The sequence below is a fragment of the Pantoea nemavictus genome, from assembly GCF_037479095.1.
In the GTDB taxonomy this organism is placed as follows: Bacteria; Pseudomonadota; Gammaproteobacteria; order Enterobacterales; family Enterobacteriaceae; genus Pantoea; species Pantoea nemavictus.
Genome location: NZ_JBBGZW010000001.1, coordinates 3,675,122 through 3,693,988, shown reverse-complemented (window position 1 = coordinate 3,693,988; position 18,867 = coordinate 3,675,122). Strand labels below are relative to the sequence as shown.

General features: G+C 53.7%; 20 protein-coding genes and 3 tRNA genes. 10 read left to right on the top strand and 13 right to left on the bottom strand.

Annotation, left to right across the window (positions count from 1 at the left end; translation table 11 throughout):
- Nucleotides 1-294: 294 nt before the first annotated feature.
- The 6 genes from WH298_RS16950 to uvrY all read right to left on the bottom strand — a co-directional run bounded on the left by WH298_RS16950 (nucleotide 295) and on the right by uvrY (nucleotide 3,955).
- A tRNA-Leu gene (locus WH298_RS16950) sits at nucleotides 295-380 on the bottom strand.
- An 11-nt stretch (nucleotides 381-391) separates the two neighbouring features.
- Nucleotides 392-465: transfer RNA gene (locus WH298_RS16945), tRNA-Cys, on the bottom strand.
- 42 nt (nucleotides 466-507) lie between these two features.
- A tRNA-Gly gene (locus tag WH298_RS16940) sits at nucleotides 508-583 on the bottom strand.
- A 270-nt stretch (nucleotides 584-853) separates the two neighbouring features.
- Nucleotides 854-1,402, bottom strand: a complete 549-nt coding sequence (gene pgsA, locus WH298_RS16935; RefSeq protein ID WP_007887300.1) for a CDP-diacylglycerol--glycerol-3-phosphate 3-phosphatidyltransferase — start codon at nucleotides 1,400-1,402, stop codon at nucleotides 854-856.
- A 68-nt stretch (nucleotides 1,403-1,470) separates the two neighbouring features.
- On the bottom strand, nucleotides 1,471-3,303 hold the full coding sequence (gene uvrC, locus WH298_RS16930) for an excinuclease ABC subunit UvrC (protein ID WP_049851058.1): 1,833 nt from the start codon (nucleotides 3,301-3,303) through the stop codon (nucleotides 1,471-1,473).
- The gene (uvrY, locus tag WH298_RS16925) at nucleotides 3,296-3,955 is read right to left on the bottom strand and encodes a UvrY/SirA/GacA family response regulator transcription factor (protein ID WP_007887302.1); all 660 of its coding nucleotides are present in this window, start codon (nucleotides 3,953-3,955) and stop codon (nucleotides 3,296-3,298) included. Before uvrY ends, uvrC begins: the two co-directional genes overlap by 8 nt.
- A gap of 430 nt (nucleotides 3,956-4,385) precedes the next feature.
- Here uvrY and WH298_RS16920 point away from each other — a divergent pair, with 430 nt between their 5' ends.
- Nucleotides 4,386-4,613, top strand: a complete 228-nt coding sequence (locus tag WH298_RS16920; protein WP_007887303.1) for a DUF2594 family protein — start codon at nucleotides 4,386-4,388, stop codon at nucleotides 4,611-4,613.
- A gap of 32 nt (nucleotides 4,614-4,645) precedes the next feature.
- Here WH298_RS16920 and WH298_RS16915 read toward each other — a convergent pair whose 3' ends face one another.
- Together WH298_RS16915 and sdiA are read right to left on the bottom strand one after the other, a co-directional pair.
- The gene (locus WH298_RS16915) at nucleotides 4,646-5,257 is read right to left on the bottom strand and encodes an acyl-homoserine-lactone synthase (protein ID WP_007887305.1); all 612 of its coding nucleotides are present in this window, start codon (nucleotides 5,255-5,257) and stop codon (nucleotides 4,646-4,648) included.
- A gap of 121 nt (nucleotides 5,258-5,378) precedes the next feature.
- Entirely contained in the window at nucleotides 5,379-6,101 is a 723-nt protein-coding gene (gene sdiA / locus WH298_RS16910) for an autoinducer binding domain-containing protein (RefSeq protein ID WP_180823390.1), read from the bottom strand.
- A gap of 567 nt (nucleotides 6,102-6,668) precedes the next feature.
- On the opposite strand from sdiA, the gene WH298_RS16905 reads away from it, so the two are divergent.
- Nucleotides 6,669-7,343, top strand: coding sequence for a DUF4396 domain-containing protein (locus WH298_RS16905; RefSeq protein ID WP_180823389.1), 675 nt, complete (start codon nucleotides 6,669-6,671; stop codon nucleotides 7,341-7,343).
- Here the strand turns inward: WH298_RS16905 and WH298_RS16900 are convergent, their stop codons facing one another.
- Nucleotides 7,344-8,042 carry an extensin-like domain-containing protein gene (locus WH298_RS16900; RefSeq protein ID WP_049851057.1) on the bottom strand — a complete coding sequence of 233 codons (699 nt, stop codon included), beginning with the start codon at nucleotides 8,040-8,042 and terminating at the stop codon, nucleotides 7,344-7,346.
- 408 nt (nucleotides 8,043-8,450) lie between these two features.
- On the opposite strand from WH298_RS16900, the gene cycA reads away from it, so the two are divergent.
- On the top strand, nucleotides 8,451-9,842 hold the full coding sequence (cycA, locus tag WH298_RS16895) for a D-serine/D-alanine/glycine transporter (RefSeq protein WP_007887316.1): 1,392 nt from the start codon (nucleotides 8,451-8,453) through the stop codon (nucleotides 9,840-9,842).
- Between the two features lie 43 nt (nucleotides 9,843-9,885).
- Here cycA and WH298_RS16890 read toward each other — a convergent pair whose 3' ends face one another.
- Together WH298_RS16890 and rutR are read right to left on the bottom strand one after the other, a co-directional pair.
- A complete protein-coding gene (locus WH298_RS16890) occupies nucleotides 9,886-10,860 on the bottom strand; it encodes a metal-dependent hydrolase (protein ID WP_180823388.1) in 975 nt (324 codons plus the stop codon).
- 23 nt (nucleotides 10,861-10,883) lie between these two features.
- A complete protein-coding gene (gene rutR / locus WH298_RS16885; RefSeq protein WP_180823387.1) occupies nucleotides 10,884-11,519 on the bottom strand; it encodes an HTH-type transcriptional regulator RutR in 636 nt (211 codons plus the stop codon).
- Between the two features lie 306 nt (nucleotides 11,520-11,825).
- Here rutR and rutA point away from each other — a divergent pair, with 306 nt between their 5' ends.
- Genes rutA through rutG form a run of 6 tightly spaced genes read left to right on the top strand, consistent with a single transcriptional unit; the run spans nucleotide 11,826 to nucleotide 16,776 of the window.
- On the top strand, nucleotides 11,826-12,917 hold the full coding sequence (rutA, locus tag WH298_RS16880; RefSeq protein ID WP_180823386.1) for a pyrimidine utilization protein A: 1,092 nt from the start codon (nucleotides 11,826-11,828) through the stop codon (nucleotides 12,915-12,917).
- On the top strand, nucleotides 12,917-13,627 hold the full coding sequence (rutB, locus tag WH298_RS16875) for a pyrimidine utilization protein B (RefSeq protein WP_007887320.1): 711 nt from the start codon (nucleotides 12,917-12,919) through the stop codon (nucleotides 13,625-13,627). The genes rutA and rutB overlap by 1 nt, the downstream gene beginning before the upstream one ends.
- Before the next feature lie 42 nt (nucleotides 13,628-13,669).
- The gene (gene rutC, locus WH298_RS16870; RefSeq protein WP_007887321.1) at nucleotides 13,670-14,065 is read left to right on the top strand and encodes a pyrimidine utilization protein C; all 396 of its coding nucleotides are present in this window, start codon (nucleotides 13,670-13,672) and stop codon (nucleotides 14,063-14,065) included.
- Entirely contained in the window at nucleotides 14,065-14,868 is an 804-nt protein-coding gene (gene rutD / locus WH298_RS16865; RefSeq protein WP_180823385.1) for a pyrimidine utilization protein D, read from the top strand. Before rutC ends, rutD begins: the two co-directional genes overlap by 1 nt.
- Nucleotides 14,869-14,883: 15 nt before the next feature.
- Nucleotides 14,884-15,405, top strand: coding sequence for an NADH-dependent FMN reductase RutF (rutF, locus tag WH298_RS16860; protein WP_007887323.1), 522 nt, complete (start codon nucleotides 14,884-14,886; stop codon nucleotides 15,403-15,405).
- Between the two features lie 45 nt (nucleotides 15,406-15,450).
- Nucleotides 15,451-16,776 carry a pyrimidine utilization transport protein G gene (rutG, locus tag WH298_RS16855; protein WP_049851052.1) on the top strand — a complete coding sequence of 442 codons (1,326 nt, stop codon included), beginning with the start codon at nucleotides 15,451-15,453 and terminating at the stop codon, nucleotides 16,774-16,776.
- On the opposite strand, the gene WH298_RS16850 is transcribed toward rutG, so the two are convergent.
- Nucleotides 16,773-17,687 carry a DMT family transporter gene (locus WH298_RS16850; RefSeq protein ID WP_180823384.1) on the bottom strand — a complete coding sequence of 305 codons (915 nt, stop codon included), beginning with the start codon at nucleotides 17,685-17,687 and terminating at the stop codon, nucleotides 16,773-16,775. The two genes, rutG and WH298_RS16850, sit on opposite strands and share 4 nt — an antisense overlap.
- A 109-nt stretch (nucleotides 17,688-17,796) precedes the next feature.
- Nucleotides 17,797-17,961: a con-10 family general stress protein gene (locus WH298_RS16845; RefSeq protein ID WP_007887327.1), complete on the bottom strand. Its 165-nt coding sequence runs from the start codon at nucleotides 17,959-17,961 to the stop codon at nucleotides 17,797-17,799.
- A gap of 297 nt (nucleotides 17,962-18,258) precedes the next feature.
- On the opposite strand from WH298_RS16845, the gene wrbA reads away from it, so the two are divergent.
- Entirely contained in the window at nucleotides 18,259-18,858 is a 600-nt protein-coding gene (gene wrbA / locus WH298_RS16840; protein ID WP_007887328.1) for an NAD(P)H:quinone oxidoreductase, read from the top strand.
- Nucleotides 18,859-18,867 lie beyond the last annotated feature (9 nt).

Below are 18,867 nucleotides of genomic sequence, written 5' to 3'. Positions count from 1 at the left end.
GGTTTTAACAAAAGCAGTAATAGTGACGTTGACGTTGGTATCGCTTGCCGGCTGTATGCATAAAAGTGACGCTGTAGGCGGTGATGGACGCCCACATGCTCCAAGTAACCAACCGGTGCCGGGCGCCAGCGAAGGCGCGGGTCCAGTAGGACAACCTCAGTCTTGATGATATGCCCGGCTTCGCCGGGTTTTTTATTGGCTATGTGTAAACGACAAAAACAAAAAAACCGCCCTTAGGCGGTCACGACATTGCTGCTTATTGCTTTATTTTATTCGTTTTATCAACTGCGAATATGGTGCCCGGGGCGGGACTTGAACCCGCACAGCCATAAGCCGAGGGATTTTAAATCCCTTGTGTCTACCGATTTCACCACCCGGGCAGGGTGTAAATTGGAGGCGCGTCCCGGAGTCGAACCGAGGTAGACGGATTTGCAATCCGTTGCATGGCCACTCTGCCAACGCGCCTTTAATCTGGTATGTAATCCGTTGAATACGAATCACTAAATTTGGAGCGGGAAACGAGACTCGAACTCGCGACCCCGACCTTGGCAAGGTCGTGCTCTACCAACTGAGCTATTCCCGCATCACCATCGCACTTGAGTTTGTCACTGCATAGCTTCTTTCACTCATCCAGACCACTTACTTGTGTAAGCTTTCAGGGAATTGTTTAGTTGCCGCGTTATTACCAACTCAACTACTCGGTTTTGGTATTTCTTTATCAAACTTGCTGATTTTATTCAGCTTCTTGCAGACTCGCTGCCGTTCGATGCGATGCATTCTACTTATCTGACGCAGTGAGTCAATAGAATTATCCACACACTGCGTCCGTTTGCTGCTTTTTAAATCGCATCGATCAGCTATCGAGCAAATCGCCGCGCGCCGCGCTCAAATACTGGAACATTGACCAGAAAGTCAGCACTGCCGCGATGTACAGCGCAATCACCCCAACGCCCACCACCGTAGCTTCTGGACGCCACAACAACGCAAACAGCGAGAACATCTGCGCGGTGGTTTTCACTTTACCAATCCACGACACCGCCACGCTGCTGCGCTTGCCAATCTCCGCCATCCACTCACGCAGTGCAGAGATAATGATTTCACGCGCAATCATGGTTGCTGCGGGCAGCGTAATCCACCACGCATGAAAATGCTCAGCGACCAGCACCAGCGCAATGGCCACCAGCACTTTATCCGCAACCGGATCGAGGAACGCGCCAAAACGCGTCGTTTGCTTCCAGCGACGCGCCAAAAAACCATCAAACCAGTCAGTTACCGCAGCGATCACAAAGATCAGTGCAGTGGCAAAGGGAGCCCATTGAAATGGCAAATAGAACGCCAGGACAAAGAAGGGAATAAGTACGACTCGAAACAGGGTAAGACACGTCGGAATGTTAAATTGCATATGCCAGTAACTGTCTGGTGTGAGTAGGATTTCACGTATGTTCCTACATTGCCCACCCTGTTTCAACGTTAGTGTTTCAGTGAGTAGTATATTTTTTCCGCCAGGGCGGTAGAAATCCCCGGCACTTTGGCGATTTCATCCACGCTGGCATTCATCAACGGTTGCAGGCCGCCCATGTACTTAAGCAACTGCTGGCGGCGTTTTGGTCCTACGCCTTCGATACTTTCCAGCGCACTGGTGTTCTTCACTTTGGCGCGTTTTTTCCGATGACCTGAAATCGCATGATTGTGAGAGTCGTCACGAATATGCTGAATGACATGCAGCGCAGGCGAGTCAGGCGGCAAGGAAACGCCCTCGCCTTCCGCTTCAAAGAACAGCGTTTCCAGCCCGGCTTTACGATCGCTGCCTTTAGCAACACCGAGTAAAATTGGGCGATCTTTATCCCAGGGAACATTTAACTCAGCAAAAACCTGTTTCGCCTGGGCCAACTGACCTTTACCGCCGTCGATGATGATGACGTCGGGGATTTTATCCTCTTCCAGCGCTTTACCGTAACGACGACGCAACACCTGATTCATCGCAGCATAATCATCGCCAGGCGTGATGCCTTCTATGTTGTAGCGACGATAATCGGAACGCAGCGGACCATCCCGATTAAACACCACGCACGACGCAATCGTCTGCTCGCCCATGGTATGGCTAATATCGAAGCACTCCATGCGGTTGATGGTGTCGAGCTCAAGGAACGTCGCCAGCGCCGCCAGACGCTGCTGGATAGTCGAGTGCTGCGAAAGCTTGGTGGTCAGCGCGGTTGCCGCGTTAGTGCGCGCCAGTTTCAGATAGCGCGCACGGTCACCACGCGGCTTACTTTGAATGTTCACCTTGCGTCCCGCCAGGACGCTGAGCGATTCGGCCAGTAGCTCACGTTCTGGCAGAGTAAAGTCCAGCAAGATTTCCGCCGGCAAGGTGCGCGCTTCACTCCCCTGCAGATAAAATTGCCCAACAAAAGTTTGCACCACTTCGGTCAGTTCGGTATCGGCTGGCACTTTAGGGAAATAGCTTCGGCTCCCCAGCACTTTGCCCTGACGAATAAACAGCACGTGCAAACAGGCCATTCCGGCATCAAACGCCACACCCATGACATCGAGGTCGTCGCCCTGATTGGAGACAAACTGTCGCTCGGTGACGCGTCGCACGGCCTGGATTTGATCGCGTAAAATTCCCGCCTCTTCAAATCGCAGTTCCTGACTGGCATTTTCCATGCGGTTAACCAGCTGATTGATCACCTGATCATCTTTGCCAGCGAGAAACAGCCGCACGTATTCAGTTTGCTGCGCATACTCTTCTTCGCTCACCAAACCCGCGACGCAAGGGCCAAGGCAGCGGCCAATCTGATACTGCAAACATGGACGCGAACGGTTGCGGTAAACGCTATTCTCGCACTGCCGTATTGGAAACACCTTCTGCAGCAACGCCAGCGTTTCACGCACCGCGTAGCCATTGGGGAACGGCCCAAAGTACTCGCCTTTGGCATGCTTCGCCCCGCGATGCATCGCCAGACGCGGGTGACTATCGCCGCTAAGAAAAATATAGGGATACGATTTGTCATCGCGCAGCAGCACGTTATAGCGCGGCTGGTAGAGCTTGATGTAGTTATGCTCCAGCAGCAGCGCTTCTGTTTCGGTGTGCGTCACAGTGACGTCAATGTTGTGGATGTTGCTTACCAGCACTTCAGTTTTGCGACTGCCCACCTGCGTACGGAAGTAGCTGGTCAGGCGCTTTTTGAGGTCTTTGGCTTTACCAACATAGATCACCGTGCCGGTCGCATCGTACATGCGGTAGACGCCGGGTTGACTGGTCACGGTGCTGAGAAAGGCTTTGGAATTGAAAACGTCACTCACTACTGATTAACGGCTCCGCATTGAATAGACCATGTCGAATGGCTAAATGCGTTAACTCTACGTCGCCACTGATATTCAGCTTACTGAACATGCGATAACGGTAGCTGTTAACGGTTTTCGGGCTGAGACTAAGTTGTTCGGATATTTCCGTCACTTTCTGCCCGCGCGTGATCATCAGCATAATCTGCAATTCCCTTTCCGACAAACAGCTGAACGGTGATTCGGCTTTTTGCGGCTCGATCTGGCTTAGCGCCATTTGCTGGGCGATATCCGAAGCAATGTAGCGCTGACCTGAGTGTACCGAGCGGATGGCGCTTACCACCTCCTGCGGCGCGGCACCTTTGCTGAGATAACCGGCGGCTCCCGCCTGCATCACTTTGGCAGGCAGTGGATTTTCAGTATGGATGGTGAGCATGATGATGCGGATATCGGGATTAAAACGGACGATTTTACGCGTCGCTTCCAGACCACCGATACCCGGCATGTTCATATCCATCAGCACCACGTCGACGGGATGGTTACGGCACCATTTTACCGCGTCTTCACCGCAGGCCACTTCACCGGCAATCACAAGTCCTTTCATATCTTCCAGAATACGGCGAATACCGGCGCGTACCAGTTCATGGTCATCAACAAGAAGCAGGCTGATCAACGGGACGTACTCCGCAGGTTAAGAAAGGGAAATATATTACAGAGCCGTTATCTTACCCGTTTTCAGGTGGAAAAAACATCTATCGCCACAGATAAATCTCAAATGAAATGATACAAATCAATTAGATTGCTTTGATCCTGTTTTTTTAACAAATGGCAATAACATGCGAAAACCCAAATGTGAAATTGTGACTAATATCATTAAGTTATAATTTATAGCTCATTTTCATTCGTTTAGCCGATTTGCCGCATAAATAACGCGTAAACGTCTTTTCTGTTTGCAGATAAATAGCGCAATGAACAATTAAAAAGCAATCTCCGTTCACCGCTTCGGCTTGATTAAAATTCGGCTGACAACCATATGATATACTCTCTTTTTTACGCACAGGAAGAATGTGTCAACACTGAGTAACACCACCAAGGAGTCAATGATGAGTGATGAGGATTTTGCAACTTCACGAGACACGCAGGCGCTGGCAGACGAAGTAGCCTGTCTGAAAATGATGGTGACGCTGATTCTGAAAGGGATGGGTCAAGCCGATGCCGGTAAGGTGATCATCAACATGGAGCGTTATGTGCAAGCTTCGTTAGGCGATAAGCCGCAGGCGGAAGTATTTAACAATACTATTCGTCAGATCAAAACCGCTTACCGTCAATAAGCGCTATGCCCCGCGCGCGATGCGCGGGGTAGTTAGCTGTGTGATTGCCAGTTCACCGATACGCCCAGCGACGGCAATACCTCTTCCGGACTAAAGCGGCGCGTACCACGATACTTCTCCGCCAGTGCCGGCTGATTAACCGGGATGCGAATGGCGAACAGATTATCTTCAGATTGGATCAGACCTGGCGACAGCGGCTCGTACACCACCTGGTGCTGCTCAAACATCTTCTCCAGCATCGGCGTGGCCGAGCTGATCAAATACTCCATGCCGTTCAATTCGGCTAACTGCACCGAGTGCCACAAAATACTCAGCGGCAGCTCCGCATCGACTTCGAGGCGCGCCGAAAAGCGCGACATCTCCCAGACCTTTTCCTGATCAAAAGGCAGAACAAAGCCTTCAGGCACTTCAGGTTCATGCCAGGGTAATAAACGCGCGCAACCGCAAATACCCTGTCGCGCATTCCAGGCAATCAGCCATGTGACATCCGAGCGATCAAATCGGTCATACTCCTGCCCCGGGGTACTCAATCGTGGTGGAATTGACCACCCTTCGCCACGCGCAAATACGCTGTAACGATACGTTCCCAGTTCTGCCAACAGTGAGGACGGCATATCCTTAAGCTGTGTTTGAATTACTTTCATCATGCGCCTCTGACATCCTCATGTATGCAATGATTTCTTTGAGCCAGCCTGGCAACGTTGCGCGCAGGGTAGACAACTGACACGGCAGAAGGAACTACTAAAATTAGTAGTTGCCTTTTCGCTATATCAGGCCAACCGCTGCGGCGTAACAAGCAATCTGCGTTTTATTGGAAACATTAAAACGCTTTTGCATATTCTTTTGGTGAAAATTCACCGTATGTTCAGATATGGCTAAAATAAGTGAAATTTCCGCAGAGGTTTTCCCTTCTGCCGTCCATTTCAGAATTTCCAACTCACGCTGACTAAAATCATTAGATAAAACCACCATAGAACTATCGTTCAGATGCTCCAGCACGCGCAAACTCAGTTCCGCCAGAAGATGCAGTTTCACCTCTAGCTGGATGCGTAAGTGTTGGGTCTTACTGTGAAGCTTCGATGCAATAGATAATATACCAATGGTACGATTTGGCGCCATTGCTGAGCAGGAAAAGCCACTCATTAATCCTGCCGCGTTGGCTTCCGCCCATAAATTACCCGCACCGGTAAATAAATCGCGCGTCCACTCCACGCCGCGGCCTGGTCGCTGGCAAAGTAATAGCACCGGATCGACTGCATAATAGTTCTCACTTTCGTAGCGTTTTACCCAGCTTTCTGGATAACTACTAAACAAAAAGAGCCGCGGCCGGGTAAAAGGCACCGGATGCTGAACCAGAAAAGCGAAGTAATCAAAACCCAACGCTTCAATCTGCTTTTGCAATAGCGATTTCAATTGCATCACTTCTTTGAGCGCCAGAAATTCATTTTCCATTTCGCCTCGCCAGACGAAATAATTATCGGTCGTCATTATTGCCTTAGCGCTGTTTCACGCTTTTACATCCTGAAATTCATTGTTGCTAACGCAAAAAAATAAATTAGTCAGACAAAAAATATTGATTGAAAAGAGAGCAAATCTACTAGCAGCAAGCATAACTCTCTTAATGTCAATGCGTTAACCTAATGGGAGAGTGTGAGTTCGCGCTATTTTTTTAACAGGTTCACAACGTTAATTCCTCAGCATATTAGAATAGGATTTTTCTGAAGCACTTTCAATCACCCTATTCATCGAAAATGATCATTAGATTGATAAATTTTTAGCATCGACATTAACTAAAATTAGTCATGGTCAGAGCAGATTCTTTTGTCATGAAAGGATTATAGGGGGTGAATTAGTTTCGACTTAATCTTAATCCCACTTATTTATGCGGTTAAGATAATGTAATACGCTGCGGTATGATCTCTCTCAGGCTCTTTTCCGGCTACGCTTAATCGGTGAGAGCAGAATCATGCACGGCGAGTTTGCAAGGGGAGACAGTGGCGCAGCACTCATCAGGCGCATTGTCGCACGTAGGTTGGCGTTTTAGCGGAACTGACTATGTTGAACCAGTTTGCATTACCTTTCCTTGTCTTGGGTGGCTGCACTGCCCTGATGATTTTAAAAGATCTTTTTCGCCATCCACATCCTGTGCGGGTGATGAATATTATTTGGCCTGTAACCGGGTTGTATATGCCATTTATTGGCTGGATCGCCTGGTGGTACCTGGGCCGTAAACCTTCGCGCCAGCAAAAACTTGCGCTGCTGGTTTCGCAAAAAATAGCGGGCAATCCCGGCTGGCAAACCATATTTATTTCCACTTCATTATCCGCTGCGGCCTGTATATTCGGCGATATCATCACAATCCCGATAATCACCTTACTAAAACAATTTGCTATTAATCCGACGCTATGGATGCAGGCAATTATTTGCGTGATCGTTTCATTGTTTATCGGATTACTCTTTCAATTTCTGGCTATTCGCCAACGTGAAAAACTTTCATTCGTCCGCGCATTATTACTCGCGCTGAAAACCGAAATTTTTCCCTTACTCATTTACCAATTAGGGATCTTTATCTTTATGGCGCTGGCCCTAAAATTTGTGCTAAACCAGCAGATTGACCCGCTGCTGGCAGCATTCTGGTTTATGCTGCAATTAGCAATATTGATTGGCTTTGTTTTCTCGTGGCCAGCTAATCATTTCCTGATAAAACGTGGACTTAATCCCGCCGTGTAGTTATCGACAGTAACCCGAGCCGCGCATGCCAAGATGAAAATGAGTGGCGTGCGCCGCGTTGTAGTCGGGCCCCAGCGCGTTGCCAAAAGTGGCGCAACCATTACGCCACAGCGCATGCAGTCCTGCCGCTGCCTCTTCCGGCTGCTGCCAGTTCTTCCCCACCTGTAACCAGCGCCCATTCGCGAGTTGAAACCCAGTGACATCCCAGGCATCGGCGCTTGCATGCTCGCTCAAGCGACCTTCCTGACGATGATAAATATTGCGGCAGGCATAACTGCCAACGTGAGAAATCCGCTTAAGCGGGCTATTAATTCCCGCCTGGCGCAATGCGCTATCGCTATTGATCACGAACATGGTGCTGGTGACTGCCATTGGACAGCTGGCGAGAAAACTGCTGCTGAGCGTAACGTCGCCGTAGCCACTGATGCGCAGCGGCTGCTCTAGCGGGCAACCGCCTTGCATCGGCGGCAACGCACGGAACTGCACCAGCCGCTGTTCACTTGCCTGACGCATTACCGCCATGCAGGCCGCAGGATCGCCACTCAACTTCTTCAGCTTATAACGCGTCATCCAACCCGGCGGGTCGGTCACTTTAAGTGGTGTAAACGGATTCCACTGCGGTGGCAGATGGGTTTTCAACCACGGCAGGCTTAACCAGCCGCAAACGGCCAGCAACGCGACGGCTAACAAAGCGCGCACAATGCCTCACTTTTCCTGATGAAATGAACTAACAAGTGTAGAGGTCGCGCGCGGAGAGAGTGACGTAAATGGCTTAATTGCTGAAGATTTACGCAAAATGACTGCGCTTTAAACACTGTAAATAATTACTGACAGAGCAAAGCGCGTAAAAGGTCACAAAGGGGGAAAAACCATTATCGAAACTGCCTGCCTTTCCACTATCTTATGCCCCTTGCCCTATAAAGGGCACCTAACAATGCCCTAAATAATTCGAGCTGCAGGAAGGCGGCAAGTATGTAAATCCTCAGGAGCTTACTTAAGTAAGTGACTGGGGTGAACATGCGCAGCCAACGCATCTGCGGCTTGAAGTATGACGGGCAAATCAGCCATTAGAGCTGACACAACATCCCCGACAGGAAAGAAAAATTTATGGTTGATCAATCTAAAGAGGCGCTCAACGAGGCCGAACAGCCGGATAAACTCCAGCGTAATCTGCATAATCGTCACATCCAGCTCATTGCCATTGGTGGCGCCATCGGCACCGGACTGTTTATGGGTTCGGGAAAAACCATTAGCCTTGCCGGCCCATCGATCATCTTCGTGTATATGATCATTGGCTTTATGCTGTTCTTCGTGATGCGCGCCATGGGCGAGCTGCTGCTGTCGAATCTCGAATACAAATCCTTTAGCGATTTTGCTGCCGATCTACTTGGCCCGTGGGCGGGATATTTTACCGGCTGGACCTATTGGTTCTGTTGGGTGGTGACCGGTATTGCCGACGTGGTTGCCATTAGCGCCTATTTCCAACTGTGGTTCCCGGACTTCTCCATCTGGATGAGCGCCCTGCTGTGCGTCTTCGTCTTCCTGGCGCTGAATATTGCCACGGTGAAGTTGTTCGGCGAGATGGAATTCTGGTTTGCGATTATCAAAATCGTCGCCATTGTCGCCCTAATCATCACCGGTATTGTGCTGGTGAGCATGCATTATCCGTCTCCGAACGGCGGCAGCGCAGCATTGAGTAATATCTGGGATCACGGTGGCATGTTCCCGAAAGGGTTGAGTGGCTTCTTTGCCGGCTTCCAGATTGCCGTGTTCGCCTTTGTCGGCATTGAGCTGGTCGGCACCGCCGCGGCAGAAACTAAAGATCCGCACAAAGTTTTACCGCGTGCGATTAATGCCATTCCGCTGCGTATCATTATGTTTTACGTGCTGGCGCTGATGGTGATCATGGCGGTGACGCCGTGGAATCAGGTGCTGCCGAATCGCAGCCCGTTCGTAGAAATGTTTGTGCTGATTGGCCTGCCTGCAGCCGCCAGCATTGTTAACTTTGTGGTGCTGACGTCGGCGGCCTCGTCTGCCAATAGCGGTATCTTCTCTACCAGCCGCATGCTGTATGGCCTGGCAGAACAGGGCGTGGCGCATAAATCCTTTGGTCGCCTCTCGGCGCGTGCGGTGCCAACGACCGGACTGTTCTTCTCCTGCCTGTGCCTGCTGGCTGGCGTGGCGCTGATTTACCTGATTCCGGATGTGATGACCGTATTTACCATGGTCACCACCGTATCGGCGATTCTGTTTATGTTCGTCTGGACGATCATCCTGTGCAGCTATCTGGCTTACCGTAAGCAGCATCCACAGCGTCATGCGGAATCGAAATTCAAGATGCCGCTGGGCAAGTTTATGTGCTGGGTGTGCATGGCGTTTTTCGCCTTTGTGCTGGTACTGCTGACGCTACAGGAAGATACCCGCCAGGCGCTGATGATCACACCATTATGGTTTGTGATTCTGACGATGGGATGGTTGTTGCGTCGTCGTAAGGCCTGATTTGCACAGCCAAAGGCCCGGTGATTTCACCGGGCCTTTCTCGTTATAACCTCTCCAGCAATTTTCGCCACGCTTCACCTAACGCGGGACGCAGCGAAGGTTCACGTTGTGGCGCCACCTCAGGCGACTGCGGCGATCCCAGATTAAAGGTGAAGGTGTAATTCGGCTCTTCGCCCATGCGCAAGTCGCTAATCAACGTATCATCGCCCTGCTGCTGCATCGCGTAGAAACCATGGCTAAACCACGCCACGCGTTCGGCATGCCATTGGCCTTTAAACGGGGCAAACAACTCAGGTTTGCGATCGTGCCAGCTAATCTGCAGCGGACGCTGCGACGACAGCAGCGACCAATAGGCTTCGCCATAGCGATCTGGCGTGATGATCACCGTGCGCCATACCAGCGTATTGAACGCGGTCGGCGTCACCAACAGCTGCTCAGGTTGCACCGATTGCTGCGTCAACTGTTGCTCAATATGCTGCGTCGCCATGCTTTGAATCACCACGCTCCAGGCGAGATACAGCGTACTCACCAATAGCCCCGCCTGATTCCAGCGTAAGCCTCGGGCATCGCGCCGCCATAAGGCGACCAGCAGTGCAATCAGCAGGGGCAAGGTATACAGCGGATCGATGATGTACATGCTGCCAATGGCATAAGGGAAATCGGTGAGCGGCAGACCCAGCTGCGTGCCATACACCGTGGTGAGGTCCAGCAGCGGATGCGTCACCAGCGCCAGCCAGATTGCCAGCGTCCAGCCGCGCCAGTGAGTTCGACTGCGCATCGCGCCCGCCACCAGCCAGCCGAGCAGCGGCGCAATCAAGGTGAGAAATATCAGCGCATGACTTTCGGTGCGATGCAGCGTCATATTGCGGATGGCATCGCCGTGATCGATGAACACATCGAGGTCCGGCAAGGTGCCGGCGACCGCGCCCACCAGCGCCGCCTGCCACACCGGCACGCGTTTGCCCATCACGGCGACGGTTACCGCCGCGCCTAACGTCAGTTGCGATAATGAATCCATGCACTCTCCTTGAAAAAGCGGGATCAGCGCACGCGGATCCCTTCAATAATCATGCGCTGCACGTTTTCCAGCGTCTGTTCAAAGAACGCCGCATCGTTCAACGTTTGGCCGGTAATCGCTTCAACCTGCGAGGCGAAATCCGCATAGTGCTGGGTGGTGGCCCACAGCAGGAAAAACAGGTGCTGTGGCTGCACGCCCGCCAGTCGACCTTCGGCGATCCACTGTTCGATAATCGCTGCCTTTTCATCCACCAGCGCCTTTAAATCACCGGCCAGTTCGCCTTTTAACAGCGGCGCGCCCTGCAACATCTCGAGGCAGAATAAGCGCGAGGCTTGCGGATGGTCGCGCGAGACCTCCAGTTTCAGACGAATGTATTGGCGAATGGCCGTCAGCGGATCGTGATCGTGCTGCAGCGCACGCAGCGGCGCCAGCCACACATCAAGAATCTCTTTCAGAACCGCCACATACAGCACTTCTTTTGACGGAAAGTAATAGAGCAGATTGGTTTTGGAGACATCGGCACGTTCGGCCACTTTATCCAGGCTGGTGCCGTGAATGCCGTATTGCGAGAAGAAGGCTAAAGCCGCTTCAAGAATGGCTGCCCGCTTAGCGGCGACCGCACGCGAACGGCGTCCCGGTTTTTTTTCATCGCTTTTCACACTGTTACCTCATCCGTCCTGCTTAACCGCATCATAACAAAGGCCTCCTTTCCTGCCTAATTCGCCGCCTGCACCTTTTTTGACCACGCCGCGCATGAAAAACGTGCAGCCGTTTTGACCAAACGGTCTGATTTGGACCAATTACTCCAGTTTACACCCCATGTAAATTTTAACGCATTGTTATATAAGCCCTTTAAAAATGTGGCACAGGCTTTGCAGATTTGTGATGGAGCGCCGCCCGCAGGATGCGTGCAGGAAGCAGCGCAGCGCGTGAAGCAATCCCCGTCTAATGCAGAGAGGTTTCACATGAAAATTGGCGTCTTTATCCCGATTGGTAATAACGGCTGGCTGATCTCCACCCATGCGCCGCAGTACAAGCCCACCTTTGAACTGAACAAAGAGATCGTGCTGAAAGCGGAGCATTATCATTTCGACTTTGCGCTTTCGATGATCAAGCTGCGCGGCTTCGGCGGGAAAACCGAGTTTTGGGATCACAACCTCGAATCCTTCACCTTGATGGCGGGCCTCGCGGCAGTGACCTCACGCATTGAGATCTACGCTACCGCCGCCACGCTGACCTTACCGCCCGCGATTGTCGCGCGCATGGCATCCACCATTGATTCCATCTCCAATGGCCGCTTTGGCGTCAATCTGGTTACCGGCTGGCAGAAACCCGAGTATGAACAAATGGGCCTGTGGCCAGGCGATGCCTACTTCTCCAGCCGCTACCAATATCTGACCGAATACGTCACCGTGCTGCGCGATTTGTGGGGCACCGGCCAGAGCGATTTCAAAGGCGAATTCTTCACCATGAACGATTGCCGCGTCAGCCCGCAGCCGCAGAAACCGATGAAGGTGATTTGCGCCGGTCAGAGCGATGCCGGCATGGCGTTCTCGGCGCAGCACGCCGATTACAACTTCTGCTTCGGCAAAGGCGTCAACACGCCAACCGCCTTCGCCCCGACCGCCACGCGCATGAAACAGGCCGCCGATAAAGCCGGTCGTGATGTCGGTTCCTATGTGCTGTTTATGATTATCGCCGCCGAAAGCGACGAAGCCGCACGCGTCAAATGGGAGCACTACAAAGCCGGTGCCGATGAAGAGGCGCTCGCCTGGCTCACCACGCAAAGTCAGCAGGACACCAAGTCCGGCAGCGACACCAACGTGCGCCAGATGGCCGATCCGACCTCAGCGGTCAACATCAATATGGGCACGCTGGTTGGCTCTTACGCCAATGTGGCACGAATGTTGGATGAAGTTGCATTAGTCGACGGCACCCAAGGCGTCTTGCTGACCTTTGATGACTTCCTGCAAGGCATTGAAGATTTCGGTGAGCGTATTCAGCCATTAATGCAGTGCCGTCACGATTTAATTGCATCACAGCAGGAGGTTGCCTGATGAGTACCGTTGTTTGCGCCCATAGCGAAAGTTTACCGAACATCACCTTGCCCGCGCGTCCGGAAGCTATCGCGCTGCCCGCCGCGCAAAGTGCGCTGATTGTGGTGGATATGCAGAATGCTTACGCCACCGAAGGCGGATATCTCGACCTGGCGGGCTTTGATGTCTCTGCCACTAAACCGGTAATTGCCAAAATTCATCAGGCGGTGACCGCTGCGCGAGCAGCAGGTATGCAGATTATCTGGTTCCAGAATGGCTGGGACGATCAATACGTTGAAGCCGGGGATGCCGGTTCACCCAATTTCCACAAATCCAATGCGCTGAAAACTATGCGCAAACGCCCGGAGCTGCAGGGCACGCTGCTGTCGAAAGGCGGCTGGGATTATGCGCTGGTGGATGAACTGGTGCCGCAGGCTGGCGATATTGTGCTGCCGAAACCGCGCTACAGCGGCTTTTTCAATACCCCGCTCGACAGCATGCTGCGCAGCCGAGGTATTCGCCATCTGGTGTTTACCGGTATTGCCACCAATGTCTGCGTCGAATCAACGCTGCGTGACGGCTTCTTCCTTGAGTATTTTGGCGTGGTTTTGGAAGACGCTACTTATCAGGCAGGACCTGCGTTTGCCCAGCAGGCGGCCATTTTTAATATCGAGACGTTCTTTGGCTGGGTCAGCAATACCGACACGTTCTGTGAAGCGCTAAAAAGCTAACGTACCGCTTCATCTGCAAACTGATAAGAAGAGGATTTCGCCATGCCTAAAAGTGTGATTATTCCGCCCGGCACTGGAACACCCATCGCCCCATTCGTGCCCGGCACCTTAGCCGATGGCGTGGTGTACGTCTCCGGCACCTTGCCCTTTGATGCTAACAACAATGTAGTGCATGTCGGTGATGCGGCAGCGCAAACACGCCACGTGCTGGACACCATCAAAAAGGTGATTGAAACCGCAGGCGGCACCATGGATGACGTCACGTTCAACTCGATCTTTCTCACCGACTGGAGCAACTACGCGGCGATTAACCAGATTTATGCCGAATATTTCCCCGGCGATAAACCGGCGCGCTTCTGCATTCAGTGTGGGCTGGTGAAACCGGATGCGCTGATTGAAATCGCCACCGTTGCCCATATCGGCAAGCAGGAGGCGTGATGCATCTGGATATTCAGGGGTTAACCGCCGCAGATGCGCCGACGCTGGTGCTGGCTTCAGGTTTAGGCGGCGTTGCCGGATTCTGGCAGCCGCAGCTGGCGGCGCTGACGCCACACTTTCGCGTGGTGACTTACGATCAGCGCGGTACTGGTCGCAGTGCCGATACGCTGCCGGAAGGCTACAGCATGGCGATGATGGCGGCGGAACTGGCCGCTGCGCTGGAACAACGGGGCATTGAACATTACGACGTTATCGGTCATGCGCTGGGCGGTTTGATTGGCCTGCAGTTGGCGCTGGATTTCCCCGCACGCGTTGGCCGCGTGGTCGTGATCAACGGCTGGCTGTCGCTGGATGCGCATACGCAACGCTGCTTCCAGGTGCGTCAGGATCTGCTGATGAACGTTGGCGTTGAAGCCTTTGTACGCGCTCAGCCGCTGTTCCTCTATCCCGCCGAATGGCTGGCACGTAATCAGGCGCGCATTACGGCGGAAGATGCGCACCATGTGGCCCATTTTCAGGGTATGGAAAATCTGCTGCGTCGTCTGCACGCGCTGAAAAGCGCCGACTTCCGTGCGCAGATAGCGCGTATCACGCAGCCGGTATTAGCGATTTGCAGTCAGGACGACCTGCTGGTGCCGTGGAGCTGCTCGCCACAGCTGGCGCAGGCATTGCCTAATGGCAGCCTGATTGAGATGCGCTGGGGTGGACACGCCATGAGCGTGACGGATGCCGACAACTTTAACGCGCTGCTGTTGCGCTGGCTGGCCGATACGGCTGCGCCTGCCCAACGTGCGGCCAGCTAATCACAGGAGCCGCTGATGAGCGTGCACGAACTGCCGGTTTTACCCCTCGTGGAGCGCGATGCGTTTCGTAACGCCATGGCGTGCCTAGGCGCAGCAGTGAATATCATCACCACCGATGGCCCCGCCGGACGCGCCGGTTTTACCGCTTCAGCGGTGTGCAGCGTGACGGATACGCCGCCGACGTTGCTGGTCTGCCTTAACCGCTCAGCGTCGGTATGGCCGATTTTTCGCGATAACGGCTATCTGTGCGTCAACACGCTGGCCGCCGGGCATGAAGAACTTTCGACGCTGTTTGGTGGCAAAACGCCGATGGATCAACGCTTCGCCGCCGCCGGTTGGCAGACGCTTGCCAGCGGTGCACCCCTGTTAGACGGCGCGCTGGTGTCGTTTGATTGCAAAGTGTCGCAGGTGGTCAGCGTCGGGACACACGACATCCTGTTTTGCGAAGTGCTGGCGCTGGTGCGCAATGATGAAACGCACGGCCTGGCATGGTTTGACCGTGGATATCATCACCTTTTACGGCAGGATGCCCGCTAACGCCGCGCTGTGCGGCCCGCTTTCACTGACACCCTGGAGATGACGATGGCGAGTTCCTGGTTCCCCCGCTGGCAGAAAAAGTCAGCCTTGACCGATGATGGGCTGATTGCGCCGGATGAAACGCTGCCGTTTGCGCAGACGGTCGTCCTTGGCCTGCAGCATGCTGTGGCAATGTTTGGCGCAACGGTATTGATGCCGTTGCTGATGGGACTGGACCCCAATCTGGCGATTCTGGTTTCCGGCATCGGTACGCTGCTGTTTTTTGTCGTCACCGGCGGACGCGTGCCCAGCTATCTCGGCTCCAGCGCGGCGTTTGTGGGCGTGATTATTGCGGTAACCGGCTTTAACGGCCAGGGACTTAATCCTAATCTGGCGCTGGCGCTCGGCGGCGTGATCGCCTGCGGTGCGCTCTATACGCTGATTGGTCTGGTGGTGATGAAAGTCGGCACCGGCTGGATCGAGCGCCTGATGCCGCCAGTGGTGACGGGTGCGGTGGTGATGGCGATTGGTCTGAACCTGGCCCCGATAGCCGTGCACGGCGTCTCCGGCTCGATGTTCGACAGCTGGATGGCGGTGATGACGGTGTTGTGCATCGGCCTGGTGGCAGTATTTACCCGCGGGATGATTCAGCGGCTGCTGATCCTGGTCGGGCTGATTGTGGCATGGGCAATCTACGCCTTGCTGACCAACGTGATGGGCTTTGGCAAGCCGGTGGATTTCAGCGGTCTTGCCAATGCGCCGTGGTTTGGTCTGCCGCACACCACCGCGCCGATCTTTGATATGCAGGCCATCGTGATGATTGCACCGGTGGCGATCATTCTGGTGGCGGAAAACCTCGGTCATATTAAAGCGGTGGCGGGTATGACCGGACGCAACCTCGATCCGTGGATGGGCCGCGCATTCGTCGGCGATGGATTAGCAACCATGCTATCCGGCTCGATGGGCGGCAGCGGTGTAACCACCTATGCAGAAAATATCGGCGTGATGGCGGTGACGAAAGTCTATTCGACCTTAGCATTCGTCGCGGCGGCGGTCATTGCACTGGTGCTCGGCTTCTCACCAAAATTTGGCGCGCTGATCCACACCATTCCCGGCCCGGTGATTGGCGGTGCATCGATTGTGGTGTTTGGTTTGATTGCGGTGGCAGGGGCACGTATTTGGGTGCAGAACCATGTGGACTTCAATCAGAACGGTAATCTGATCATGGTGGCGACCACGCTGGTGCTCGGTGCCGGTGATTTTGCGCTGAAGATTGGTAGCTTCACAATTGGCGGTATTGGCACCGCGACCTTTGGTGCCATCATCCTCAACGCCATTCTGCAACGACGCGGTGCCGCACGGGTGAACCAGGCGGCACGGCAACATCCTTAAGGTTCGAGCGGTGCCTCATCGGGCACCGCTTTCTTACGGCGAATACGCAGCTCGCTAACGATGACCCCGCACACAATCAGTGCCGCGCCCAACAGCGCAGCGGCAGGCAAACGTTCCCCCGCGATACGCCCTACTACGCCCGCCCAAACCGGTTCACCGGCATAGATTACCGTGGCACGCGTTGGCGATACGCTACGTTGCGCCCAGTTCATCGTCACCTGGATTAATGCACTGGCCGCACCTAAACCCAGCGCGCTGAGCAGCAGTGGCGTGGACATGGCAGGAATCGATTCGCCATTCGGGACCATCAAGACAAAGGCACAGGCGGATGCGACCATCAGCTGAATCAGCGTCACACGGCGCACATCGACTTGCCCGGCATAGCGGCTAATCAGGATGATCTCCGCCGCAATCGCCAGCGTACTGAGTAAGGTGGCGATTTCGCCGGCATTCAGCGTCAAACTGCCATCCTGTGGACCCGCCACCAGCACTAAGCCGGTAAATGCCAGCAGAATACCCAGCCACGCCATTAATCCCGGCGGACGCCGCAGGAACACCCATTGCAATAACGGCACCACCGGCACATACAGCGCGGTGAGAAACGCCGACTGACTGCTGGAAATGGTCTGCATGCCCCAGGTCTGCAAGCCGTAGCCGCCAGCGATCGACAAACCAATCAGCGCGCCAGCTTTGATTTCCAGCCAGGTTACCTGTTTAAGATAGCGACGAAAGAAAAACGCCAGCAGTAGTGAAGCCGTAGCAAAACGCAGCCCAACGAAGAAAAACGGGCCGGAATGGGCCATCGCCCGATGCACCACCAAAAAGGTGCCACCCCAGACCATGGTAATGAAAATGAGTACCAGTTCCTGACGTGAAATTCGCAGGCTGAGACGGGAAGATGAAGCGGACATAACGCACCAAAATAGTCAATTGGCGGTCAGTTTGCGCAGAGATAAGGGAAATTGCAATGCTTGTTACCGCCGGGCGAACCCGGCGGCCGGGGATGAATGGGCAGGAGCACTATTTTTTAGCGCGGCTGCGTCCCCCTTTTTCACCGGCTTCAGAAGCGCGCTGTGGGTCGTTTCTGAAATTACCGCCGCTGTTTTTACCGCCTTTGCGGCCCGCTTCTGCAGCTCTTTCACGGTCTTCTGCGAAATTGCCGGAACCTCCACGATGTTGTGCCATCATTTCCTCCAGAGATTGAGCGTCCAGTTTGAGGACTCATCACGTTGCAACTGTGAAAAGCAGGGTGGCGGATGTTCCGCTCACCTGCTTAAAGAATAGACAACCCACCGATAACCCCGCCTGCTGTTCATATTTTGAAACAGATAATTCACTCATTTAGCTGCAAAAACCCAAATTTACCGCCGCGTTACAACGAGTTATCCGCCAATTATTAGCACCTGCTCAAGCTCTGTACAGCAGCCTGCGCAGGCTCTTCTATACTTCTGATTACTCATCACCTCCAGCAGGATGAAAACTATGGCAAAGATTTTGGTGCTCTACTATTCGATGTACGGACATATTGAAACCATGGCGCAGGCCGTGGCCGAAGGTGCAAAGAGCGTAAGTGGCGCAGAAGTCACCATTTTGCGCGTGCCGGAAAGCATGGATGCGGAGCGTTTCGCCCAGGTTGGCGGCAAAGTGAATCAGGCGGCGCCTGAGGCTAAACCGGAGGATTTGCCGCAGTACGATGCCATTATCGTCGGCACCCCGACCCGTTTTGGCAATATGGCCGGCCAGATGCGTAACTTCTGGGATCGCACCGGCGGACTGTGGGCCTCGGGCGCGCTGTACGGCAAAATCGCCAGCGTTTTTGCTTCAACCGGTACCGGCGGCGGTCAGGAACAAACCATCACCTCTGTCTGGACCACTCTCGCCCACCACGGCATGGTAATTGTTCCCATCGGCTACGGCACCAAAGAACTTTTCGACATCTCGCATGTGCGCGGCGGCACGCCTTATGGCGCAACCACGCTGGCTGGCGGAGATGGATCGCGTCAACCCTCGGCGGAAGAACTGGATATAGCCCGTTATCAGGGCCAACACGTCGCCGGACTGGCGGTAAAGCTGCAAGGATAAAATCCACAA